We start from the raw sequence: 23,148 nt of genomic DNA, 5'->3' as shown, positions 1-23,148 counted from the left end.
AATAAGTTAATAATTCAAGCCAATTGATTGTGAAGTAGAAGAATCATGTCAAGTGTGGACACTAGCGGGTCGAACAATACTACTCAAGGCAGTTCGGGTACCTCTGGTTCCTCTGCGGCCAAGTATGGATCTGGTATCAACGACCTGAACATGGATGAGTTTCTGCAATTGATGATTGCGGAACTACAGAACCAGGATCCGCTTGATCCAACGAAGAACTCGGAGATGTTGCAGCAGATTGGGCAGATTCGCGAGATCGGGGCCACCGATCAACTGCGTGCGTCACTCGATTCCATGCAGCAAAGCCAAGGGATCTCGACAGCGAGTAGCCTGATTGGCAAGCAAGTACAAGCTCTGACGGATGACGGCTACGTTCTATTTGGCGTGGTGAATAGCGTGCAGTTGACTCCCAATGATGATGGAACCCGCGAGCTAAGATTAAAGGTGAACACGGGAGACCAAACCGTGGACGTGAAAATGGATGACATCTTCACGATTCTGCCAGCTAGTGCTCAGGCCCCAGCAGAGCCTGATCCGACGGACGAAACCGATACGGGTACCGAAGACACCACCGACTCCGAATCGTCTACGGACGATAGCAATTCGGGCAGCGATTCCGTAGACGAAACAACGACATAAGCACCACGCACTCCACGGATTTGGAGTCGCTTTCAACCTTTCAAGGAGGTTAACCATGGGTCTGGCATCAGCACTTTCGACCGCGTTGACCGGTATGACCGCAGCGGAAACTCAAATTGACGTCACCGGTAATAACCTGGCCAACTCGCAAACGGTTGGGTTCAAGGCGTCCGAGGCTCGCTTCGCCACGCAGTTCTTGCAGACCCAAAGTTTGGGATCGAAACCAACCGACTCCAACGGCGGTACCAACCCTCGGCAAACTGGTTTGGGTGCGAAAGTAGCGGAGATCACGCCAAACTTCACCCAAGGGACTATCGAAGTTAGTAACAGCCCTTCGGACCTGGCCATTCAAGGTGATGGTTTCTTCATCGTGGAAGGCGGGGCGGGCGAGACGTTGTATACCCGCAATGGTATCTTCAAGACGAACTCGCAGAACGAACTAGTGACGATTACCGGGCAGCGTGTGCTTGGTTTCGGCATTGACGAGAACTTCCAGATCCAGCGTACGCAATTGGTGCCGCTGACGATTCCGCTGGGTGCTAAAAGTGTGGCCAAAGCGACGGAAAACGTTTACCTGGAAGGCTCGCTTACCGCTACCGGCGATCTGGCGACACAAGGTCAAGTGATTGAAAGCGCGATTCTCGGCAACGCAGCCGTCCCGCGCCCAGATACCTCGACTACCAATGTTGGTGTGGCCGCTCAGCCTAGCGTCGCCGCGACGACCGGCGAATCCGCAGTCACGCCGGGCATCGGTTCGATGACGCCATCTCAAAGCGAAGGTGCCGGTGCGGTTCCCAATGGGGCGTACAACTATCGCTTTACATTCTCGAACGCTGGGCTTACTGGGGAAACACTTGCTTCGGCGGATACGGCTGTTAATGTTGCCGACTTGGGAGATGCAATCCCCGATAACAACACCGTCACGTTTAGCAACCCACCCCAGTCGAGTTCCTTCTCGCAAGTGAATATGTACCGCAGCAATGACGGCGGTGCGACCTACTTCCTGGTCGATTCGTTTGCGATGGGCGCGCCGGTAGAGGACGTTTCTGCTGCTACGACGGCGACCACGCTTGCTGCTTCGAAAATTGGTGGTACTGGGGCCAATGGAAACCTGACCGGTGGCGATGTCTATCAGTACCGCTACTCGTTTATCGACAGCAATGGTAACGAGACGGCCCCTTCGAATTCGCAAACCGTGACCGTTTCGGGAAGCCCTGCCGATGGCAATGGCTACTCCGTGGTGCTCGATAGCATTCCTACGGACACCAATTACGATTCGGTTCGCATTTATCGAACCACGGCCGGTGGGTCTGATTTCTACGAACTAGATACGCTGACCATGGCCGCTGCAGCGAGCCCGTATGTCGACGATGGCCTGACGCCGCTGGGCACCAACCAGCTGGACGCCCAGACCATCAATGGTAACTACACCTACTTGATTACCTTTGCTCGATCGGGGGAACAGGAAAGCCGACCTTCGTTGGCCTTGGGCCCTCAAAACGTGGTCAATGGGCGTATTGAACTAAGCAATTTGCCGGTTCCACCAACACCTCCAGCGGAAGGTGGTTTCCCGGCGTACGATAAGGTTCGTATTTATCGAAACCTGGCCACCGACTCGGACAGCTTCTACTTGGTGGACGAGCTTGATCCAGGCGAAGACTTCATCGATACGGTTCCCGATTCGCAGATCTCAGATCTTACAATCACGGGCAACAAGACGATCGACCTGGATGGTCCCAAGATCGACTCGAATACCCTGTTAGTCGATGTGGTAAAACGCGACGGTTTGAACTTCGAGAACGTGTTTGAAGAAGGCGAATTGAGCTTTACTGGTTACAAGGGAGATCGCAAGCTTGATACCAAGAAGTTCACGATTACCGATACGACGATCGTGCAAGAACTGCTTGAGTTCATAGGGGCTTCCACCGGTATTCAGCCATCGGTCAACGGTAACGCCAACCCGGTTCCAGGTTCAGAGAATTCGATTCCAGACGAAACGGGAACGCTGACACAAGGGGTTAGTATCACCGATGGTCGAATTCGGGTGACATCGAATAACGGTGTCGACAATGGCGTTGATGTCCGGTTGTCGTCTTTCACGCTCGATAACAACAGTGGTGTTCTGCAAAACCCGAATTTGAATTTCGGTACCGTTCAAGAAGGCATTGGCCAAAGTGCTGTTTCCGACTTTGTGGTCTACGACACGCTTGGTATTCCCGTTAATGTGCGGGTGACTGCGGTGCTGGAAGAACGTAACGGTTCAAACACAGTTTACCGCTGGTTTGCCGATTCGCCCGACAATGACAATGCGATGGACAGCGGAGACATTGGCGAAGCAAAAATCGCGGTGGGAACCGGCCTGGTTTACTTCGATGGCGATGGTAACTTTGTTGGCTCTGACAACAATACCGTCACCATTCAACGGCGTGACGTTCCTTCGCAGTCTCCTTTGGAATTTGATCTCGATTTCTCGCAGCTCTCGGGGTTGGCCAGCGATAAGGCCTCGCTCAATGCTTCGCGTCAGGATGGTTCCGGCACAGGGACACTTAATAGCTTCATCATCGGTGAAGATGGTGTGATTCGCGGTGTGTTCTCGAATGGTGTCGATCGTGACTTGGGTATGCTGCAGTTGGCACGTTTCGGTAACCCAACCGGTTTAGAGCAACGTGGTGAGAACTTATTTGCCACCGGCGTGAATTCTGGCTTGCCGGTTACCGGCGACCCAGGGGCCGACGGGCTAGGAGATGTGATCGCAGGTGCGGTGGAATTGAGTAATACCGATGTGGGTGGAAACCTGATCGATTTGATTCTCGCGTCGACGCAATACCGTGGTAGTTCGCGAGTTATCACCACCGCTCAGCAATTGTTCGACGAACTTTTGAATCTGCGACGATAAAGTCGGCCTCGCGCAATTAGATATGACCTAGGATTAATCGCCTGGTATGCCTTGAAAAAGGCTACCAGGCCTTTCCTGCTTCGAAGTGGAGTGGTTTCAATGATCAAGTTGACCCACCTGGGTGGTGAACCGTTTGTACTCAATGCAGAGATGATTCGGTACCTCGAGGCGAGTCCCGATACGTTTATCACCTTGACCAATGGTGATCGTATTGTGGTTCGTGAAGCAACTGACGTTGTCGTAGACCGCGTAATCGAGTACCACCAGCGCAAAAATTTGTTACCACCAGGATTTTCCCGCCCTACCGAAGGGGCAGAGTAAGACCAATACGCCATGGATATCGCATCCGTCGTTGGAATTTTGGCTGCGTTCGGCCTGATCCTCGTAGCCATTCTGATCGCGCCGGGCTCCTCGTTGACCGCGTTTATTGACGTGCCGTCTATTCTGGTTGTGTGTGGTGGGGCTTTGGCTGCTTGCTTGATCGCATTCCCCTTAAAGTCCATGCTGGGGATGCCAATGACGATTAAGGTTGTTTTTCTTAACAAAGCAACCGACTACGCCGCATTGATCAAACAGATTGTCAGCTTGGCCGAAACCGCACGCCGCGACGGTCTGCTGGCTTTAGAAAACCGTATTGGCGAAATAGACAATTCCTTCATTATCACCGGCCTGCAAATGGCCGTGGATGGTACGCGTCCAGATGCGATTGAGGACATCATGCGTACCGAAATGGATGCCGTGGCCACGCGTCATCGCGACGCTAAAGCCGTTTCCGACCAAATGGGACGCTTTGCACCGGCCTATGGAATGATCGGGACGCTGCTGGGGCTGATTATCATGCTGGGGAACATGAGCGATCCAAGCTCGATTGGCTCTGGGATGGCGGTGGCCCTGCTTACGACCTTGTACGGTGCAATTGTCTCGAATGTTCTTTTTCTCCCCTTTTCCGAAAAGCTAGGCTTTTTGAACAAGCAAGAACTCCTGGGGATGGAGATTATCATTCGCGGGATCATGGCGATTCAATCTGGGGAAAACCCCCGTGTGATCGAACAGAAGCTGCGTACATTCTTGCCGCCAGCCGTTCGGGCCAAGATGGACGCTGAGAAGTAATGGGAGCCAGCAATGGACGATGATGATGGAGATCCTGGCATCCCAGAATGGGTTGTGACCTTTGGCGATATGATGTCGCTTCTGCTCACATTCTTCATCATGCTGGTGTCGATGAGCGAAATCAAAAAAGATGAGCAGTACCAAGCTCTCGTCGAATCGTTTCGACGCCAATTCGGCCACGATTCTTCAATGGAAAGCGTGATTGCAGGCAACGCCAAACCACGCAATTCTAACTTGGCCAAACTAGCCACCATGGGACGCGCTAAACGTTTTTCGACCCATGCTGGCGGCGATAAAGTGAAAGCTCCGGTCGGAGATAGTCCGCAGGTACGGATTATTCGACCTGGTTCAAAAACAGCGGTGGGGACGGTTGTCTACTTCAAGGAAGACAGCGATAAGCTGGATGAAACCGCGATCCAAGCGTTACAAGCTCAGAGTCTCGAATTCGGCGGAAAGCCCCAGAAGATCGAGATTCGTGGGCATACGTCGCTCCGCCCGTTACCCCCCGATAGCCCCTTCAAATCGCACTGGGAACTGGCCTACGATCGCTGTATGGCCGTAAAAGAGTATCTGCTTTCGCTGGGCATCGACGAACGGAGAATTCGGATCTCGGTTTCTGGCAAGAACGAGCCATTTCATATCGGGACCGATCCGCTTCTGCTTAAACAGAATTCGCGGGTTGAAGTGTTTTTGCTGGATGAAGTGATCGACGACTTGGTCGGTACAAAGACCGAGCAAGCCAATCGCGAGGCTCCCCCCGTAGAAGTCCCGTCGAAGTAGCTTCGAATAGGCGCGCTTTTGCATGCTACGCTTTTTGAAGTAGACAACCACGCCCAACTTCATTAAAGCAATACTCATGGCTGATGCAGCCCCCAACAGCAATCAAGAAGCCACCAAGGGACCCTCTATGAAGGCCAAGATCCAAATCCTTGGCGGGATTTTAGTACTTGTAATTTTGGAATGTGCCGTAGCTTATTTGGTCATTCCCAGCCAGCAAGATGTTATTCGCGCTGCGGAATCCGAGGGGCAAGCTGGCGAGACGGCTGGTGTTGAAACGGCCAACGAGGTCGCTCCTTTGGCGGCTAACGAGGAAACGATCGAGGTCGATCTGGGCGATCCGTTTGGGATTACTGCCTATCGTCCTTTGAGCGAATCGACGATGCGGATCGATTTCCATCTGTATGCCACCATCCGGCTCAGCGATGAAGCGGATTTCAAGTCTTTGATGGAAAAGAATAAGAATCGTTTCCGTGAACAAGTGATTGTTACCGTTCGCAGCAGCGACGAAGGAGAGCTGACCGATCCCAGTTTGGGGTTGCTCAAGCGGAAAATTTTAGAGAAAACCAACCAAATCATAGGCAGACCGATGGTTCACTCCATCGTGTTCAGCGAATTTTCCTTCGTCGAACAGTAAGCGACGACGACCTCTCATCTGGAATGGAATCCGATGACCAACGACGATCAAATGGGACAGGACGAGATCGAGGAACTGCTTCGCCAGGCCCAATCCGGCGGCATGGGTGCTAGCGAGGCGGCTCCGGAGAAAGCATCCCAAGATCTCGAGGCACTCGACCAGAGCGAGATAGAAGCCTTGTTTTCGACCCCCGGAGCCTCTGAAGCACCTAAGCCCAAGCCAAAGCCCCAGGCCGCACCTGCCGCGACGGCAACCCAGCCAAGCGCAGCGCCAGCAGCCGGTGGTGAGGCGCACGACGATATGGAATATCTCCTGAATCAAGCCGAAGCTGCTTTGGCTTCACTCGATTCGCCCAGCCAAAACATGCCGGCGGGGATTTCGCCTTTCACGCTCCGCGATTTTGGTGGTTCCCCCGCGAGCACTGATAAGACAACAATCGATCTGGTTCGTGATGTTGAACTGGATGTCAAAATCGAACTCGGCCAGGCCGAAATGTACCTCGAAGAGGTGCTGCAGATGAAGAAGGGCTCGGTCGTTCCGCTGGACAAGCTGGCTGGCGATCCGGTCGATATCTTCGTAAACGGTCGCTTGATTGCCAAAGGGGAAGTCTTGATCCTCAACGACAACTTCTGCGTGCGAATCACCGAGTTGATCGTGGGCGATTCTGTGATCTAACGCCTCGGGGAACGAGGATGCATCCATGTCGATGTCATGCCGTCGTCTTCATGGGCATGGCTTTTCCGTTTTGCCTGGTCACCAAGAAGTGGGCCTTGGCACGCGCAAGCTGGAAATCAACTTTCACACTGCTTGCTAGCAGTTTCGGAGATCTTTGCTCCGATTCGTCTTGAGCCGTACGACGCTTGTTTCTAAGATGCCACCCCGTCAGTTTTGTGTGGGGCCAGGGAAGTGGCAGGAAGCTAATTCCCCATTGTCTTTTTCGGCAGAATCGATTTCGCGACTTGAGTGAAAATCAGGATGTTTTTCATGCGGAACGCCATCGTCATTGGATGCCTCGTTGGATGGGGGCTGGTGATTGCCCACGCAAGCCAAGGCTACGGCAATGGGCTTTCCGGCAGTCAAGCACCTCCGAACCAGCCGATGCAGATCCGCGCCCCGCAGGCCGAACCGCCTCGGTTCCCCCCGTTGGCTCAAGCGTTGCATGTAGAAGAAGTAGCCCAACAACCGGCGGCTAACCCGCAGCTTCCTGCGGTTGCACCGCCTGCCGATTCAGGCGAGGCATTGCCTTTGCCTCGCAAGCTCAGCCATGACACGGACGAAGCCTCTGCGATTCCTACGTTTAACTTTCAAAGTAATAAAACGGCCAGTATCGCGGCCAGCTTGTTTGTGGTGATCGGCTTGTTTCTGGTTTTTGCTTGGGTCGGCAAGAAGAACATGAAGCCTGGCAGTGGCCGGCTTTCCAAAGAGATTATTCAGGTGCTTGGTAAAAGCCAACTTAGTGGCAAGCAGCAGTTAGAACTTGTTCGCGTGGGGCAGAAACTTCTGTTGCTGTGCGTCACACCTCATAGTGTTGAAACCTTGACTGAGATCACTGAACCAACGGAAGTCGAACGCCTACTGGCCATTGTTCGCCAAGACTCGCCTGGCAGCATGAGCTCGTCCTTTCAGGAAGTGTTATCGCAGATGGGGCATAAACCAGCACGCGGATTCCTTGAGGCTTAACCATGCGAAACATGCGATCTAAAACGCTCGCACTGCTGGGGCTGGCCTTGGTTGTTTGGGCAATGGCTCCGAGTTGGGGCTTGGCTCAGCAAGCGACTTCACTGCCCGACGTCCTTATCGACACGCCGCTCGATCGACCTGTGCAAAAAGAGGTCGAGCAGTTCAGCGACTTCGTGAAAGCAGGCCCCGAGCATTGGACTAGTCCTCAGGGGCTTTCCAGTACGATTCAAATCATGGTCTTGCTAACCGTGATCAGCCTGGCTCCGGCCTTGTTGATCATGACGACCAGCTTCATCCGTATCACGATTGTGCTCGGGTTGCTGCGGCAAGCGATCGGTACACAGCAGCTACCTCCAGGCCAGGTGATTACCGCCCTGGCAATGTTCATGACCTTCATGGTAATGCACCCGTACTGGCAGGAAGTTTACGACGAAAGCATTCGCCCTTATACCCAGCAAGAGATTAATCCCGAAACAGGCGTTACTTTCAAACTATTCGCCGAGAAAGACCCCGTCACTGGGATTGTCGGGCCAGACGAAGCTTGGGAGCGGGCGGTCAAACCGATCCGCCGTTTTATGTCAAAGCAGATCGATATCGCCGGCAACAGTGACGACGTTTGGATGTTCTTCGAGTTTCTCCCGAAGAAAACCCGCGACGAGATCGGCGAGCCCAAGTCGTACGACGATGTGCCGCTGCAGGCCTTGGTTCCGGCGTTCATGTTAAGCGAACTGAAGACGGCATTCTTGATTGGTTTTCAGATCTACTTGCCGTTTCTGATTCTCGACATTGTGATTGCCAGCGTGACCATCTCGATGGGGATGATGATGCTGCCGCCGGTGATGATTTCACTTCCTTTTAAAATTTTGCTCTTCGTGCTGGTCGACGGTTGGACGTTGATTATTGGCATGCTGATGCAAAGTTTTGCTCCTACCTTGTAACGGAAGAATCTCCCTATGGACCCCACAATGGTCATCGACCTGACTCGCAACGCGATGATAATGTGCCTGATCATTGGTGCCCCGGTGCTGATTGTGGGGATGTTGGTTGGTCTGTTGATTGGCTTTCTGCAGGCGTTGACGCAAGTGCAGGATCAAACGGTTTCGTTTGTGCCCAAGATCTTGGCCATGGCGGTGACATTGGCTTTCACGTTACCGTGGATCTTTCAAAAGCTGGTCAGCTACAGTGCTGAGTTGTTCTCGAACATTCCCGATCGCATCGCAGGCGGTTAAGCCGAAAGAAGAGCCACGCGATGGAATTGCTTCGCTATCTGGAGCCAACCCTTGAGCAACTGCTGATCTTCGCGGCGATTGTCACGCGGGTTGGTGGTTTGATCGCGACCGCCCCGGTCTTGGGGGCAAACTATGCTCCGATGCGAATCAAAGCCTTTCTGGCGGTCGCCATCTCGTTGATGCTGACACCCGTGTTTTGGGAGTACGACTTCCCCATGCCGGGCAATGCGGCAGCGTTGCTGGTAGTGATGGTGGGCGAACTGTTGATCGGTTTGTCGCTGGGACTGGGAATCAAAATTCTTTTTGCTGGGGTACAGATCACTGGGCAACTGTTAGGGCAGATCGGTGGTTTGTCGATTGCCGATGTCTTTAACCCGGCGTTCGACGACAACGTGCCAATGCTGTCGATCATTTTCGACTTGGTAGTATTGGCCGTGTTCCTCGTGATTGGCGGACATCGTTTTCTGATGGCGGCGCTGCTAAACACGTTTACAGAGATCCCGCCAGGCATCGCGGCGGTGGATGTCAACATTGTGTCGGTCATTCGCGAAACATTGTCCACCTCGTTGGTTCTCGGCGTGCAAGCTGCTGCCCCTGGAACGGTGGCGCTGCTGATTGGCGTGCTGGTGATGGGCGTGATCAGCCGCACGTTGCCGCAGTTGAATTTGATGGCGATTGGTTTCAGCATGAACACGATGCTGCTGATGGCCTTCATCATGCTGACGATTGGTAGCGTGGTTTGGATCTTTCAAGATTCGGTCGAGCCAACCGTCGACAAGATTCGGTCGATGTTTCATACCATCGAGGCGGTAGCGACTTAAGCGATGTCGGATCAGGAAAAAACAGAAGAAGCAACCCAGCATCGCCGCGACCAGGCTCGGGAAAAGGGACAGATTCCCAAGAGCCAGGACTTGGTCTCGGCAGTCATGCTGACCGTCGCTTTGGGCGCGCTGATGTATCTTGGCCGCGACCTGATCGATTTTCTGGGGCAGCTTACCCGTGACGAGCTGGGAACTGTGCCCCCTTTGAATCCCACGCAAATGTGGGCAACCCATCACAGCGCGTTGGTGGTGTGGCGGTTGGCGACGGTGATGGCGCCGATATTGCTGGTCCTTTTTATTGCCGGCATCGTGATCAACATGGCCCAGACTGGCGTGATGTTTCTGCCAGATAAGTTGGGCTTCGATTGGAACCGGGTGAATCCGGCATCTGGTTTTAAACGGCTCTTTTCATTAACGAACTTGATGAAGCTGATCTTCGGGATCGGCAAAGTCGCGATCATTTCGATCGTGGCTGGCGTGACCATCTGGTACGAGATGGACGAAATTCTTGGGCTCGCCGCACTGAGCACCATTGAGGTGGCCAGTTACTTGCTGGACACGGCCTTGTGGACCTCGATGAAAATTGCGATCTGTCTGGTGGTTCTCGCTTTGTTGGACTACGGCTACCAATTGTGGAAGGCTGAGCAAGACCTGATGATGACCAAGGAGGAGATTCGCGAGGAAATCAAAAACATGCAGGGTGATCCTCAGGTCGCCGCTCGGCGTCGCCAGGTTGCTCGGCAACTGGCCATGAGCCGGATGGCAAACGATGTCCCTAAGGCCGACGTGGTCGTGACCAATCCCACGGAACTCGCGATTGCCTTGAAGTACGATCCCTACGAAATGTCTGCCCCGGTAGTGGTGGCCAAAGGAGCCGGCTCGGTTGCGCAGCGTATTCGACGTTTGGCCCTAGAGAACAACATTCCGGTGGTCGAACGCAAAGAACTGGCCCGGGCCTTGTACGCCGAAGCGGAGCTAGGCCGACCCATTCCTGCCGAACGATACGCTGCCGTAGCCGAAGTGCTGCGTTATGTTTACGAACTACAAGGCAAACAAATGCCAACCATGTCGGACTTGGAACGCGCCGACCGCGAACGGGGTAGGGCGGCTTAGTCGGAGCGTTTGCTTGGGATGTTAGCCGAGCTATAAAGCCAAGTATTCGCGTATGGAGTGCTTGAAGGAATCTCAACCGAATTCAGCGGTAAGCCCTTAGTGCAATCTTGGTCTCGCTACTGCGGCTATCTTGCCGCGCTGGGGAGGTTGCTCCAATTTAAAGCCTCATTTTTTGTTTGCTGCGTAGGATAGAATCCGCTACTTTGGGGACTTCCTTTACTCTCTCTTTAAATGCTTCGGGAGTCTTCTCTGGTGGGTGATTTTCTACGGCTGCCGTCGTTGGGGTTTGTGCTGTTACTGGGTTTGTTTCTGGGGGGCACCAACTTTGTGGATTGCACGGTTGTGCTTGGTGCCAACTGCGAGGCTGACCTCGAGACCACCGCGCCGATTGAAAAGTTGTTTGGGCCCGTCGATCCCATTCGCCAGGAACGCGCCCCAGAAGAAAAGGAAGCGGCCAACCAGAAACGGATCGCCGAGCAGAAGGCCAAGCAAGAGGAAGAGGAGCTTCAACAGGAGTTGAAGTCGGTAACCGATCAGTTGCAAGTTTCGCTTGACGATGTGAACTTGTGGCTACGGCGGGCAGAGCTTTATGAACAGCTCGACAAACGCGAAGCGGCGATAAGCGACCTGAACGAAGTGCTCAAACGCCAAGGGGAATCGGCGAGCATCTTGCTGCGGCGAGCCCGACTTTGGCTGAAGATGAACGAAAACGAGAAGGCCGAGACCGACGCCAAGCAGGCCATCAAGTTAGAGCCAAAAAACGTAGAGACCTATTTTGCGTTAGGAGAAATCTACCGCGAGCAATGGAAGCTGGAAGAGGCGTACAAATGCTTTGCGTACGCAGTCAAACTAGCCCCTGAGCATGTCCAGGCTCGCTACAACCGTGCTTATGTCGTTTCCGGAGCCAACTATGGCAAGCCGGGCTTAGAGCTTGCTGCCAATGATCTAAAAAAGGTCTTAGAGCTTGATCCGGAAATGGACAAAGCGCACTATCGCTACGCCGAAGTCCTGCATGCTTTGGGACGCTATGAAGAGGCTGAACGAGAAGCGACTTACGTGCTTACCAAACACCCGGACCTCGAGTGCATGGTACTGCTGCGCTGGAAGATCTACATGATGCAGCAAAAATACGATCCAGCCCTGGCCGATGCCCAACGCTGGATGGAATTCGCCCCCGCCAGAAAAGGACGAATCGAGTTGCGGGCCAAAGCGTACGACGGCCTACGAAAATATGAAGAAGCGATCGCCGATTGGAATGTTTTCCTCGAAATCTACCCCGAAAACATCAACGGTCAGCAGATGCGTGCGCAAGCCTATCGAAGATTGAAACGCTACGAAGAAGCCGCCGCTTGCTATACGAAGTTGATGGAGCTAGATCCTGAGGAAAGCCGGTGGCTGCAGGATCGGGCCCAAGCTAGGATTAAATTAGGCCAGTTTGACGAGGCGATGGCCGATATCAACGGTGCCGCTGCGCTGCAACCAACCTACCCGCAGTTCTACTCCATGCGGGCCGACCTTTACAAAGCGATGGGGGAACCGGCAAAAGCGCGAGCGGAAATGATCGCCTATCGAAAAGTGATCGCCACACGTTCGCTACGCAATTCGGATTCTTCCAAGTATGACCAGCAACGGACTGAAATCGAAAATAATATCACCGAGCAATTTGCCAAGATCCGCTCAGGCGAAACCCCATTTGGATCGAAGTTTCGGTTGCGGCTAAACGATGAGCACGAGGACTGGGGGAAGCTGTGGTTAGCGGCACTGGCTCAACTGCTGGCAGAGCCTGGCGAAGCGACCTTGGAAAACCGCTTGAAGTACATTCGGGTCTTTATCGAACAAATGGATACCTATCCGTTACCGAAGCAGGAAACGGATGAAGTGATCGCGCAGCTCAACGCCATTGCCGCCAGCGAGGAGCCAGAAGCACTACGGGAAAAGGCCCGTACGGATGCCATTCTGCTGGATGTTTTTCAGAAGGCGAATGATCCTACCCAAAGCATCGGCGAGCCAGGAAGTCTTACGATCGATCGCGTTAACTTTGCGACCGACGCGTTAGGCAGCGATCAAAGCTTCCGCCGGCACAACCAGCCCCATCAATGGTTGAAATACAACCAAGAAAGTACATCGGGAACGTTCTATTATCGAGAAATCAAACGAACGCCAGAGTACATCGAATTGATAGCGATCCGGGACGCCACGCGGGTGCGGATTAGCCCCGATCAAGTCCTTCAATCGCCTGACGGGAAGGCTTGGTTTTCGATTAACGAGTTTCCTGGCCGTTTGGCAATTGTGGAACGGAATGAGCTGACCAAGCACGTTCAAGAGCAAGTCGCCCAGCTCAAACAAGGTAATTCGGTCGATCGCAAGGCCCTTTATGTCCAATACACAAATCCCATCTGGGTGCGGTTGTGGCTCGATGGATTGACATCGGTTTTGGCCACCGAGAACCAACCGGCCCAAAAACGGGCCCTAGCTGCTTTGCTGCTGTTGACCCAAAACGTCAACTACAACATTTTGCCTGCTGCTGAAACCAGCCACGCACAAGACGCATTGGCTGCCATCGTTAAGGGCCAATTCCCTCAGGAAATGAAGAACGATGCGAAGCAGGCATCCAGAGTACTAGAGGTTTTATCGCGCGTGAATGCGCCGGGCTATTCCGGCGACGAACCGAACGCCTTGAACGGAACGCAGTTTAGTTATCCCGCTGATGAGCAAGGTCGGCCGGGAATGCTGAAAAAACTTCGATCTAGAACGCCGGTATGGCAGTCAACCAAGAATGATCGCTTTTGGGCCAGCTTGCGAGAAGTTCGCAGAACGAGCGAATTCATCGAGTTGTTCGATCCCAACCGAGGCCTTTGGACCCGCATCGAACCAACCCAGGCTTTCTGGTCGTTCGATCAGGAGAACTGGCAACTGATTGGTAAGGGGGAGCTAACCGAGCAATAGTCGCTGGCCTCTATGGGATGACTAATCGTGATGGCCATGCACATGCCGAATGACGCGATAGATCATCAAAAAGATACCGCTGGCGAAGACCCCCAGGACCATCCCAGCGAAACCGCCAATCAAAGCGCCACCATACCAGGGCAATTGCCACGAAGGATTGGCCCCAGTAGCAACGGCACCCATGATCGCCACGATCAGGGTGGCGACGAAGGTGAATTTCATCTGAAAAACATTGTCTGACTTACGGACATTTACGCCGACGACCGTATCCGAAACAAGGTTGTACGCCTCTTTCAACTCGCTATGGCGGTTGGAAGAACCGGCGGAAGTCTGGCTTTCCGATTCTTCTGGTGGATCGGAGAAGATGTTAGGTTCGTTTTTCATGAGAGCTTCGAAGTCAAACTGGCGAGATAAAACAATTCCGCCGCTGGAATAGAATTAACGAATGGCAAATCAACATCGTAAATCAACCGCCGGTCTGTCGGTTAACTCGGGGTGTTGCTGGGTTACGCTGCGCAAACGCCAGCCTGGCAGACGGCGTAAGATTTAAGACGCCGTCTAAGCGAATCTGTAAAACGGCTGCGGTCAGGTTATCGACCGCGGCGTTTCGAGCGTTTGTCTTTTTTCGGCTTCGAGGGGGGCGTTCCCTTTTGTGATTTAGCTTTTCCGCGATCAGAGCTCTTTTTGGGGCGGCTTGATTGGGCTGAGAACTTGGTGCTCGAACCTTGCACTTTGGGCTTCCAGCGGCCACCACCACCTCCTCCGCCAAGCGATTTGGCAGGAGGCTTGGTGCTTTGCTGTCCGGTCTTCTCGACGAATTGGTAATCGAGTTCCCGGCGATCGAGATCGACCCGGGCGATACGAACGGTGACCACGTCGCCGAGGCGGAACGAGTTCCCTTCGTGGTTGCCGACCAGGCTATGGGTTGTCGCATCGTAGTGATAATAGTCGTCACTGAGCGAGTCGATGCGGACCAGCCCGTCGGCAGGAATGTCGAGCGATTGCACGAACAGTCCGAACGGTTCGACGCCGGTAATGACCGCGTCGACTTCCTCGCCGATGCGAGTGCTCATGTAGGTGAGCAGTTTGATCTTGATCAGCTCGCGCTCGGCATTGGCGGCTCGTTGTTCGCGTTCGCTACAATGTTCTCCTTCGACCTGCATCTGACCGAAGTCTTGCGGTGGGCGGACGCCTTGTTCGATCAGGTCGAACATGCGGTGGATGGTCAGGTCGGGGTAGCGGCGAATGGGGGACGTGAAGTGACAATAGTTGTCGCTGGCCAGGGCGTAGTGACCAATCTCTTCCGGGCTGTAAACGGCCTTCTGCATGCTGCGGAGCACGGCGTAATTAACGGCGGCCTGTTCCGGCTTGTTCTTCACTTCGTTCAGCACGCGGATAATCTCGAAGCGGCTATTGAGGCTTTCGCATTCGATTCCTAGCTCGCGGACAAACTCGGTCAGGTTGGCCAGCTTCTTCGGATCAGGCGAGGCGTGGGCGCGGCGAAGGAAGAAGAGCTCGCGATCGACTAGCGCTTCGGCGACCGCTTCGTTGGCGGCCAGCATAAACTCTTCAATGATTTGGTGGCTCTCGGTGTTTTCGACCGTGTGAGCGCCAATCACTTCACCGTCAGTATTTAGATCGAGCTTGACTTCCGGCATGCTCAGTTCCATCGAACCGCGGGCAAACCGGCGCTGACGAAGCATCATCGCCAACTCGTGCATACGCCCCAGCAGGGCATGAACCTCTGGCGTCAGCTTTTCTTTCCAGGGTTCGCGATCGGCGAGGTACTCGTCGACTTCTTCGTAGGCGAAGCGGCGTTTGCTGCGAATCGCTCCTTTGCAAACTTCCGTATGAACGCGGGCACCTTCCGGCGTGAACTCGATGATGGCCGTCCGCGTGTAGCGAACCCGGTCGGGCTGCAAGCTGGCTAGGTTGTTGCTAATGGTTTCCGGCAACATCGGAATCACTTTGTCCGGCAAGTAGACGCTGGTCGCTCGGTTGCGGGCTTCATCGTCCAGGGCACTTCCTTCCGGGACGAAGTGCGACACATCGGCGATATGGACACCTAAGACCCAGTGGCCGTTTTCTAAACGTTCCAAACTGATTGCGTCGTCGAAGTCGCGGGCATCGATAGGGTCGATGGTAATGACCGTGTCGGCGGTGAAGTCGCGGCGACCTGCGGGAATCGATTCGTCGAACGCATCGGCTTGATCACGCGCGACCTGCAGGGCTTCTTCAGGGAATTCGCGGGGAAGATCGTATTCGACGATGATCGAAAGGAGATCAACGCCTGGCTCGCCACGCTTACCGAGGACTTCGGTAATGACTGCCTCGCCATCGTGGGCGTGCGAAGGAAAGCGGACCATTTCGATCACGACTTTGTCTTCCGGCTGAGCGTTCTTGGCGCCAGGATCGCCCACCGAAATCGGCTGAGCGAAAATGCGACCGTCGACTTGGACCAACGCCATGCCGTGTGTTTCGTGGTAGGTACCAACGAAACGATGCGTTTCGCGCTCGACGATCTCGACGACTTCGCCGCAGAGGCGTTTGTCGCCGCTCGGTCCGCGTCCAAAGTAAGTGCGGATCAGCACCAAGTCGCCGGTGGCCGCGTCCATGCCACGTCGCGGTGGGATGAAGATATCGTCCTGCTTGTCTTTCGACGCCGCAGCATATTGCGGGCGGACGAAGCCAAATCCCTTGGCATTGCGTTGATAGCGACCGGTAATCCGTTTATCGCCATCTTCGACCGAAGGTTTCTTGACCAGATGGTTGGAACCGTAGCGAACCAACCCTTTGCGAATGAGACGTTTCAGAGCACGTTTGAAAGGTCGCTTGTCGTCGTCGGTAATGCCAAGCTTCTTGGCGATGACTTTCGGTTTGACCGGTTGGTAATTCGGTTGATTAACGTGAGACAGTAACTTTGCTTCAATTTCTTCTATTTCCATAATCCAAAGTGTACGATGGGCGCGATGGGGGGGCAATCGGCAGAAATGCCAGAAGTGGCAATTTTTATGCCAAGATCACGAAGGGAATGATTTATTGGGCAGATTACGGGGAAATCGATGAGACCCGGGAAGACGTTTCGCCAATGGGCATAAAAAAGTGGCCCCTCGCGAAATTGAATCGAGAGGGGCCACCGAGATGCTGGAAGGGTAACTGGTTTGATCTGTTTAGCTGCCAGAGCCCTTATACAACTTGCGACCGAACTGCGGGCTGTACGACGTCCAGTTGCTATCCGAGTTGGCGTCGTCGGCCAAGAGCTTGTCGAAGCCGTGCATATGGGCATCGAGGCTATCGAGATAGTGCAGGGCCAACGCTTCGGCGGTCATCGGAACTTTGGGGCTGCCATATTCCAGGCGGCCATGGTGGCTGACGACCATGTGTTTGATACGCAGGGCCAACTCTGGCGGGAAAGGTTCGCCGGAGAATTTTTCTGCTTCGACGATCAGGCGATCGACAATGCTTACGCCACTGACCAGGTGCCCGATCAGCTGTCCTTCGTCACTGTAGGCAAGCCCTTTGTCGGTGCTCAGTTCGTCGACCTTGCCCAAATCGTGGAAAAGAACGCCCATCACTAGCAAGTCTTCATCGACCTGAGGGTAAAAAGGAGCGATTGCTTTGGCGATTTGAATCAGGTTGACGACATGCTCCAGCAAGCCACCTTCGTAAGCGTGATGGTTTTTGATGCCGGCTGGTACCGTGCGAAAACGGGAAATCAGCGGCTCGTCGATCAAGAAGCATTCAGCCAGGTTACGCAGGTGAATATTGCGGATCGCACGTAGTTGAACGGCCAGATCTTTCAGTAGTTCTTCAACCTGTTGCGGCCCAAGCTGCATGAAATCGGATTCGTCCACTTGGCTTGGGTCGACTTTTTCGACCTGGGTAACGATGACCTGCATCGAACCGTTGTAGAACTGGGAAGTTCCTTGAATGCGGACGTAATCGCCATCCTCGAAACGTTTGTAGATGGAATCGTTGGCGTTCCACATCATCGCGTTGACGATGCCGGTTTTGTCGGACAATTGCATCTGCAAGTAAAGATTGCCCTGGCGATTAGGACGTAATTGCTTGCTGGAGGCGATGTAAATTTCGTTGACGCTTTCGTTCTCTCCCAATTGCGAGACGCTTCTTCGAGCCATTCCTGTTATCTTTCCAATTATCTTATCGATCTTCGTAGTATTGCGTATTTGCAATACGCCCCCACGGTCGGGATGCCGGTGCGATTCTAGAGGGCACCTGAAACTACAACAAGGACCCACGCTGTACGTTACCCAGAACCACATCGCTACCTCGGCTGTCCCCACTATCGAGATTTTTTTAGAATGCGACTCTGAAGTTAACAGCCTGTTGAATTTCTCAGATCGGCTACGTTATTGAGCTTGGGCCGATTGCGGCGTTGTGAATTCCTCGACATATCTTGTGGATATGCCTGCGGATTCACGCCTTGCACTCGCTCCAATCTCAATCACTCGCTCACGAAGCAGAAAATCAACAGACTGTTAGACGAGTTAAAGTTACCCCAACTTAGGCAGAATCATGGCCAAAGCGCCGCAAAATGCGATTTCCCCGACCCGAGAGGTCGACTATCCCGAATGGTATCAACAGGTCATCAAAGCGGCCGATCTGGCTGAAGTGTCACCCGTTCGGGGGTGTATGGTGATTAAACCCTGGGGATGGGGTATCTGGGAAAACATGCAGCACGTCCTCGATGGCATGTTTAAGGATACGGGGCACGAAAACGCCTATTTCCCTTTGTTTATCCCGATGAGCTTTCTGGAAAAGGAAGCCGAGCATGTCGAGGGGTTTGCTAAAGAGTGCGCGGTGGTAACGCATCACCGTTTAGAGCCTGGCCCGGATGGCGGGCTGGTACCGGCGGGCAAGTTGGACGAACCGTTGATCGTGCGCCCTACGAGCGAAACGATCATCGGCGCAATGTACGCCAAATGGGTTCAGTCTTACCGTGATTTGCCGATCTTGATCAATCAGTGGGCCAATGTGGTTCGCTGGGAATTGCGCACGCGGATGTTTCTGCGGACGGCCGAGTTTCTGTGGCAGGAAGGGCACACGGCCCACGCGACCAAGGAAGAAGCCTTGGCTGAAACCCGCCTCATGCTCGACGTCTATGCCGACTTCGCCGAAAACTACATGGCAATGCCGGTTATCAAAGGGGAAAAGCCTTCTTGGGAGCGGTTCCCCGGGGCGGACATGACGGTCAGCATCGAGTCGATGATGCAAGACCGCAAGGCACTGCAAGCAGGCACCTCGCACTTCCTCGGACAGAACTTCTCGAAGGCGCAGGAAATCAAGTTCCAGTCGGCGGAAGGAACCGAAGAGTTTGCCTGGACGACCTCGTGGGGTGTTTCCACGCGGCTGGTCGGTGGGCTGATTATGACCCATAGCGATGACGACGGGCTGGTGTTGCCTCCGCGTTTGGCACCCAGGCATGTGGTGATCTTGCCGATTTACCGTAACGACGAAGAGAAGGCGACCGTTTTGGCGTACTGCCAAGATCTGGAAGCGAAGCTGAAAGGCCAGATGTACGATAGCTCGGCAGTCCGCGTGATGATCGACGATCGTGACCTGCGTGGCGGCGAAAAGACCTGGCACCACATCAAGCGGGGCGTGCCGATCCGCGTGGAAGTGGGACCGCGTGACGTTGCTTCTGGCAGCGTGTTTGTTGGGCGTCGCGACCAGGGCCCCAAAGAGAAGAAGGGGATTCCAGTCGAGCAATTCGTCACCGAGATTGCCGTCACGCTGAAGGAGATCCAAGACGGACTCTTCGAGAAGGCCAAGCAGCTACGCGAAGAGAACTCGCGCAAGATCGACAATGTCGAAGAACTCGCCAAGTGGTTTACACCCAAAAAGGGTGGTGATAAGCCAGAGATTCACGGCGGCTTTGCCTATGTCCATTTGGCTGACCTGCCAGAAGTGGAAGAAGAACTGAAGAAGTTGAAGCTAACAGCCCGCTGTATTCCTCTCGATGGTGAGGATGAGCCTGGTAAGTGCCTGTTCACCGGGCAAGAGGTGGCTCGCCGAATGCTGGTTGCCAAGGCATACTAAGACAGGCGAAGCGATTTCAAGCTTCACTATGATCAACAAAAAAAGCGGGTGCGATTATTCGCACCCGCTTTTTTTTATATCTTGTTTGGGAATCGAAAGCTGAAGTTGCTTTCGTGTGCCGCCACTAGTTCGAGTTCTGAATGACGGTACCGTCGTTCATGGCACACATTTGCTTCCAGACGGTGTTGTCGATCGTCAGGCTGACGCCTCGGACCGAGCGATCACCCATCACGCACTGCATGGTGCTGTGCGCAGTCGAAGCACCACCCCAGTCACTATTGATTGCCCAGTACGATTGAAACACTGGGGCAAACAATTGAGCCGAAGCTCCCTGCGGTTGGAAACCGTTTGCTTGATACATCAAGCCGAGCCCCAGCGAGCTTGCATTTGGATTCTTGCCGGTGTCGCCGTAGTAGCCGATCAAGGCGGCGCGTGTTTTACCGGTGGTAATGAAGCGAGGTTCGCCCGAATTCGTTTTGCTGGCATTGAATTCAGTGCGATCGATATTGCTAGGCAGCGTGTAGCCACCGCCAGTTACTTCTGCCACAAACACGGTGTTGGATAGCCCGTCACGAACTTTAGCCAGCTTGGTCGAGCGACCTGGCAAAAATGGACCAGACATATCGAGCGGCTTGGTATTGTTAGCCGTAAAACCAAGGGGACGTGTGTTGGAAGTGCCGTCGGCCGAGTCATTTGAGCCAGCGTTCCACTGTTGCCCTTGAATGTGCGAAATCCAACCTTCGTTGCCAGCATAGTTGGTAATGCCAATGCCACCGACGGAATCAGGGTCGTCGTTTTCTGGGTCGCTGGGGCAGGTCAAGAGTTCAATCTGATTTTTAAGGTAGGCGAAATTTTGAGAGCTGGCAGTGTCTTCAGCGGCATAGCTGAAATTGAAATTGTCGTAGATGTTGCCTTGTTCCATCTGCGGCAAGATCTTGGCAATCCAGGTGAAGTGATTCGTCACCGGTGCAGCTTTTGTGCCGAGGTTGGTCGGATCGACGGCAGGAGGCAGCGAGCCTTTGGACGTCTCGAAGTTGATGAGAGCCAAGCCAATATTGCTGAGATTGTTCTGACATTCAGCACGGCGTGCGGCTTCCCGTGCCATTTGCACGGCAGGAAGGGTAAGCCCGACCAAAATACCGATGATCGCGATCACGACCAAGAGTTCCACAAGCGTAAAGCCACGACGAACGCCGGTGGGGCGTGGGAGAGAGTGTTTCATAACTAGTTAGACCTTCCGGGCGAAACGAGAGCCGGCACAGACAAGTGGTTTTGGTGCGAAAGCTGGCATGTTCCATTACCAATCGCAATTCTTACCTATAGGCGCCCAAAACTCAAGTGATTTGTTGGGTTGTACAAATTTCGAGCTAACTTTATCGGAAATACGGGGGGTGGTAGCCACTGTGAGGGGGTTTCCATAGCAAGGTGGGTGTTAGAGCCCGGCTTTACGGATGAATGGGGTAAATGGGTTGAGAATGCCGGTATGGCAAAGCTACCGGCCCAAAGATTCCGTTGTGAATTCTAGCGATGCTTGTATCGATAAAGCAATTAAACCTGGACTAGCTGCGAACGCTACGCAGGCCATTTCGTATCTCTGGCGGCGATGGGTCACCTTGGGCTGCTCTAACCGGCGGATACCAAGTTGATCAATAAGAGATGCGATTGGGCGGCGTCAGTTTTTTTACCCGCTCCGACGGACACGGGCGATTAGGCAACTGAGCGGCGGGTTGGGTAATTCGCGTCTAAGACGCTCACGAATTCCTGGGAATTGGAGGGATTTTAACGATGAAAATGGATTGGAAGGCCGCCATGTTGGCAGCCGCAATGATGGTGGGCGGTTCGTCCGCTGCATCGGCTCAGGAAGCTGGATACTACGGTGCCAGCCCCGTGAGCTATAACGCAATCGCATCGGATTGCGGTGATGCCACTGTGTGTGGCGACGACGTACTTTCCTGTGGTTCGGCTTGTGGAGATGGTTGTGGCTGCGGAAGCGGCTCTAGCCTGTTTGGATGCTGTGACCACGGCGATCCTTGGACTTTATTCGGTGAAAACGACTGTGGCGTGACCATTGGTGGTTGGCTCTCAGGTGGTTACTACGGTAACTTCCGCGGTGTCTATACCAACAACGGTAATGCTCCGGTTCCTTTCCGCCAGATCTCGAACGCCCCGACGCTCAACCAAGCTTGGTTGTACGCCGAAAAGGTCGCTGACGCTGAAACCTACTGTTTCGACTTAGGTTACCGCGTTGACGCCATGTTCGGTGCCGATGGTCCTGATACGCAGGCTTTCGGTTACGGTGCTCGTCATCGCTGGGACAACCGCTGGGATTCGGCTGTGACTTCTGACGGAGAACAGTTGTACGGTTCTGCGATTCCTCAGGCTTACCTCACCGCTGCTTGGGGTGACTGGGAAATCAAAGCTGGTCACTTCTTCACCATCATTGGTTACGAAGTGGTTGCTGCTCCGGACAACTTCTTCACCTCGCACGCCTACACGATGAACTACGGCGAACCGTTTACTCACGGTGGTGTTCTCGCTACCTACAACGGTATCGAAAATACCACGGTTTGGGGTGGTTACACCAACGGTTGGGACACGGCTTTCGACAACTGGGAAGGTCAAGCGACGTTCCTGGGTGGTTTCAGCCGCAACCTGTCTGACAGCACCACGTTTACTTGGGCCGTCAACACCGGCGACTGGGGTAAAACCAACCTCGGTGGTGGCAACATCCAAAACAACGGCAACATCTACATGAACAGCTTCGTGCTGACCCACGACATGGGTTGTGGATGGAGCTACGTTTTCCAGCATGACTTGGGCGTTCAAATGAACCTGCCAGGTGGTGCTACGAACAACTACTGGTACGGCGTGAACCAGTACCTGTTCAAGGAAATCAACGAGTGCTGGAGTGCTGGTGTTCGTGCTGAATGGTTCTGCGACGAAGACGGTGCTCGCGTTGGTTTCGGTCCTGGTAGCTACTACGCTACGACCGTCGGTTTGAACTGGAAGCCAACTGCGAACCTGATTGTTCGTCCTGAAGTTCGCTTCGAGAAGTTCGACGGCATCTACGGCAATACGGCTACCCCGTACGCCGATGGTACACACGACGATTGTGTGTTCGCCGGTTTCGACGCGATCCTCAAGTTCTAAGACTTGAAGCACGTCGAAAGACGAAAGTTACAAAAATGCCGCAGGTGGCAACGCCTGCGGCATTTTTTATTTCTTGTAAAATAAGGTTTC

19 protein-coding genes are annotated in these 23,148 nt (G+C 53.8%); 15 read left to right on the top strand and 4 right to left on the bottom strand.

Annotated features, from left to right (window positions below):
- Nucleotides 1–45 precede the first annotated feature (45 nt).
- The 13 genes from DTL42_RS22720 (at nt 46) to DTL42_RS22660 (ending at nt 13,848) form a co-directional block, all read left to right on the top strand.
- The gene (locus DTL42_RS22720; protein ID WP_114372502.1) at nt 46–639 is read left to right on the top strand and encodes a flagellar hook assembly protein FlgD; all 594 of its coding nucleotides are present in this window, start codon (nt 46–48) and stop codon (nt 637–639) included.
- 55 nt (nt 640–694) lie between these two features.
- Nucleotides 695–3,535 (top strand): flagellar hook-basal body complex protein, encoded by a 2,841-nt coding sequence (locus DTL42_RS22715; RefSeq protein ID WP_234824321.1) that lies wholly within the window; start codon nt 695–697, stop codon nt 3,533–3,535.
- Nucleotides 3,536–3,634: 99 nt separating this feature from the next.
- Nucleotides 3,635–3,856, top strand: coding sequence for a flagellar FlbD family protein (locus DTL42_RS22710; RefSeq protein WP_114372500.1), 222 nt, complete (start codon nt 3,635–3,637; stop codon nt 3,854–3,856).
- A gap of 12 nt (nt 3,857–3,868) precedes the next feature.
- Nucleotides 3,869–4,645: a motility protein A gene (locus DTL42_RS22705; RefSeq protein ID WP_114372499.1), complete on the top strand. Its 777-nt coding sequence runs from the start codon at nt 3,869–3,871 to the stop codon at nt 4,643–4,645.
- Nucleotides 4,646–4,657: 12 nt separating this feature from the next.
- Nucleotides 4,658–5,425 (top strand): OmpA/MotB family protein, encoded by a 768-nt coding sequence (locus tag DTL42_RS22700; protein ID WP_114372498.1) that lies wholly within the window; start codon nt 4,658–4,660, stop codon nt 5,423–5,425.
- A gap of 76 nt (nt 5,426–5,501) precedes the next feature.
- Nucleotides 5,502–6,059 (top strand): hypothetical protein, encoded by a 558-nt coding sequence (locus DTL42_RS22695; RefSeq protein WP_114372497.1) that lies wholly within the window; start codon nt 5,502–5,504, stop codon nt 6,057–6,059.
- A gap of 33 nt (nt 6,060–6,092) precedes the next feature.
- The gene (gene fliN, locus DTL42_RS22690; protein ID WP_114372496.1) at nt 6,093–6,734 is read left to right on the top strand and encodes a flagellar motor switch protein FliN; all 642 of its coding nucleotides are present in this window, start codon (nt 6,093–6,095) and stop codon (nt 6,732–6,734) included.
- Nucleotides 6,735–7,043: 309 nt separating this feature from the next.
- Nucleotides 7,044–7,739: a FliO/MopB family protein gene (locus DTL42_RS22685; protein ID WP_158545519.1), complete on the top strand. Its 696-nt coding sequence runs from the start codon at nt 7,044–7,046 to the stop codon at nt 7,737–7,739.
- Between the two features lie 11 nt (nt 7,740–7,750).
- A complete protein-coding gene (locus DTL42_RS22680; protein ID WP_234824320.1) occupies nt 7,751–8,677 on the top strand; it encodes a flagellar type III secretion system pore protein FliP in 927 nt (308 codons plus the stop codon).
- 15 nt (nt 8,678–8,692) lie between these two features.
- Nucleotides 8,693–8,968, top strand: coding sequence for a flagellar biosynthesis protein FliQ (gene fliQ, locus DTL42_RS22675; protein ID WP_114372493.1), 276 nt, complete (start codon nt 8,693–8,695; stop codon nt 8,966–8,968).
- A 20-nt stretch (nt 8,969–8,988) separates the two neighbouring features.
- Nucleotides 8,989–9,789 carry a flagellar biosynthetic protein FliR gene (locus tag DTL42_RS22670; protein WP_114372492.1) on the top strand — a complete coding sequence of 267 codons (801 nt, stop codon included), beginning with the start codon at nt 8,989–8,991 and terminating at the stop codon, nt 9,787–9,789.
- 3 nt (nt 9,790–9,792) lie between these two features.
- On the top strand, nt 9,793–10,902 hold the full coding sequence (gene flhB / locus DTL42_RS22665; RefSeq protein WP_114372490.1) for a flagellar biosynthesis protein FlhB: 1,110 nt from the start codon (nt 9,793–9,795) through the stop codon (nt 10,900–10,902).
- A gap of 252 nt (nt 10,903–11,154) precedes the next feature.
- Complete coding sequence (locus DTL42_RS22660; protein ID WP_158545518.1) at nt 11,155–13,848, top strand: tetratricopeptide repeat protein; 2,694 nt, start codon at nt 11,155–11,157, stop codon at nt 13,846–13,848.
- Nucleotides 13,849–13,869: 21 nt separating this feature from the next.
- Here DTL42_RS22660 and DTL42_RS22655 read toward each other — a convergent pair whose 3' ends face one another.
- The 3 genes from DTL42_RS22655 to DTL42_RS22645 form a co-directional block, all read right to left on the bottom strand.
- On the bottom strand, nt 13,870–14,232 hold the full coding sequence (locus DTL42_RS22655) for a hypothetical protein (RefSeq protein ID WP_114372486.1): 363 nt from the start codon (nt 14,230–14,232) through the stop codon (nt 13,870–13,872).
- A 206-nt stretch (nt 14,233–14,438) separates the two neighbouring features.
- Nucleotides 14,439–16,793 carry a ribonuclease R gene (rnr, locus tag DTL42_RS22650; protein WP_114372484.1) on the bottom strand — a complete coding sequence of 785 codons (2,355 nt, stop codon included), beginning with the start codon at nt 16,791–16,793 and terminating at the stop codon, nt 14,439–14,441.
- Nucleotides 16,794–17,018: 225 nt separating this feature from the next.
- Complete coding sequence (locus DTL42_RS22645) at nt 17,019–17,987, bottom strand: 3'-5' exoribonuclease YhaM family protein (protein ID WP_114372481.1); 969 nt, start codon at nt 17,985–17,987, stop codon at nt 17,019–17,021.
- Nucleotides 17,988–18,384: 397 nt separating this feature from the next.
- Between DTL42_RS22645 and proS the strand changes: the two genes are divergently transcribed.
- Nucleotides 18,385–19,908: a proline--tRNA ligase gene (proS, locus tag DTL42_RS22640; RefSeq protein ID WP_114372479.1), complete on the top strand. Its 1,524-nt coding sequence runs from the start codon at nt 18,385–18,387 to the stop codon at nt 19,906–19,908.
- Between the two features lie 124 nt (nt 19,909–20,032).
- Here the strand turns inward: proS and DTL42_RS22635 are convergent, their stop codons facing one another.
- Nucleotides 20,033–21,130, bottom strand: a complete 1,098-nt coding sequence (locus DTL42_RS22635; RefSeq protein ID WP_114372938.1) for a DUF1559 domain-containing protein — start codon at nt 21,128–21,130, stop codon at nt 20,033–20,035.
- Nucleotides 21,131–21,693: 563 nt separating this feature from the next.
- Between DTL42_RS22635 and DTL42_RS22630 the strand changes: the two genes are divergently transcribed.
- Nucleotides 21,694–23,058, top strand: a complete 1,365-nt coding sequence (locus DTL42_RS22630; RefSeq protein WP_114372477.1) for an outer membrane beta-barrel protein — start codon at nt 21,694–21,696, stop codon at nt 23,056–23,058.
- Nucleotides 23,059–23,148: the final 90 nt, after the last annotated feature.

This window comes from Bremerella cremea, from assembly GCF_003335505.1.
GTDB lineage: Bacteria > Planctomycetota > Planctomycetia > Pirellulales > Pirellulaceae > Bremerella > Bremerella cremea_A.
Note: the sequence above shows the minus strand (reverse complement) of the source record. Positions and strands in the feature narration are given on the sequence as shown.

Excerpts from the sequence above, each read along its gene's own strand:
- fliN (WP_114372496.1), top strand. The coding sequence starts at position 6,093 with ATGACCAACGACGATCAAATGGGACAGGACGAGATCGAGGAACTGCTT.
- proS (WP_114372479.1), top strand. The coding sequence starts at position 18,385 with ATGGCCAAAGCGCCGCAAAATGCGATTTCCCCGACCCGAGAGGTCGAC.
- fliQ (WP_114372493.1), top strand. The coding sequence starts at position 8,693 with ATGGACCCCACAATGGTCATCGACCTGACTCGCAACGCGATGATAATG.
- DTL42_RS22705 (WP_114372499.1), top strand. The coding sequence starts at position 3,869 with ATGGATATCGCATCCGTCGTTGGAATTTTGGCTGCGTTCGGCCTGATC.
- DTL42_RS22630 (WP_114372477.1), top strand. The coding sequence starts at position 21,694 with ATGAAAATGGATTGGAAGGCCGCCATGTTGGCAGCCGCAATGATGGTG.
- rnr (WP_114372484.1), bottom strand. The coding sequence starts at position 16,793 with ATGGAAATAGAAGAAATTGAAGCAAAGTTACTGTCTCACGTTAATCAA.
- DTL42_RS22655 (WP_114372486.1), bottom strand. The coding sequence starts at position 14,232 with ATGAAAAACGAACCTAACATCTTCTCCGATCCACCAGAAGAATCGGAA.
- DTL42_RS22685 (WP_158545519.1), top strand. The coding sequence starts at position 7,044 with ATGCGGAACGCCATCGTCATTGGATGCCTCGTTGGATGGGGGCTGGTG.
- DTL42_RS22680 (WP_234824320.1), top strand. The coding sequence starts at position 7,751 with ATGCGATCTAAAACGCTCGCACTGCTGGGGCTGGCCTTGGTTGTTTGG.
- flhB (WP_114372490.1), top strand. The coding sequence starts at position 9,793 with ATGTCGGATCAGGAAAAAACAGAAGAAGCAACCCAGCATCGCCGCGAC.
- DTL42_RS22695 (WP_114372497.1), top strand. The coding sequence starts at position 5,502 with ATGGCTGATGCAGCCCCCAACAGCAATCAAGAAGCCACCAAGGGACCC.
- DTL42_RS22710 (WP_114372500.1), top strand. The coding sequence starts at position 3,635 with ATGATCAAGTTGACCCACCTGGGTGGTGAACCGTTTGTACTCAATGCA.
- DTL42_RS22720 (WP_114372502.1), top strand. The coding sequence starts at position 46 with ATGTCAAGTGTGGACACTAGCGGGTCGAACAATACTACTCAAGGCAGT.
- DTL42_RS22645 (WP_114372481.1), bottom strand. The coding sequence starts at position 17,987 with ATGGCTCGAAGAAGCGTCTCGCAATTGGGAGAGAACGAAAGCGTCAAC.
- DTL42_RS22635 (WP_114372938.1), bottom strand. The coding sequence starts at position 21,130 with ATGAAACACTCTCTCCCACGCCCCACCGGCGTTCGTCGTGGCTTTACG.
- DTL42_RS22700 (WP_114372498.1), top strand. The coding sequence starts at position 4,658 with ATGGACGATGATGATGGAGATCCTGGCATCCCAGAATGGGTTGTGACC.
- DTL42_RS22670 (WP_114372492.1), top strand. The coding sequence starts at position 8,989 with ATGGAATTGCTTCGCTATCTGGAGCCAACCCTTGAGCAACTGCTGATC.
- DTL42_RS22715 (WP_234824321.1), top strand. The coding sequence starts at position 695 with ATGGGTCTGGCATCAGCACTTTCGACCGCGTTGACCGGTATGACCGCA.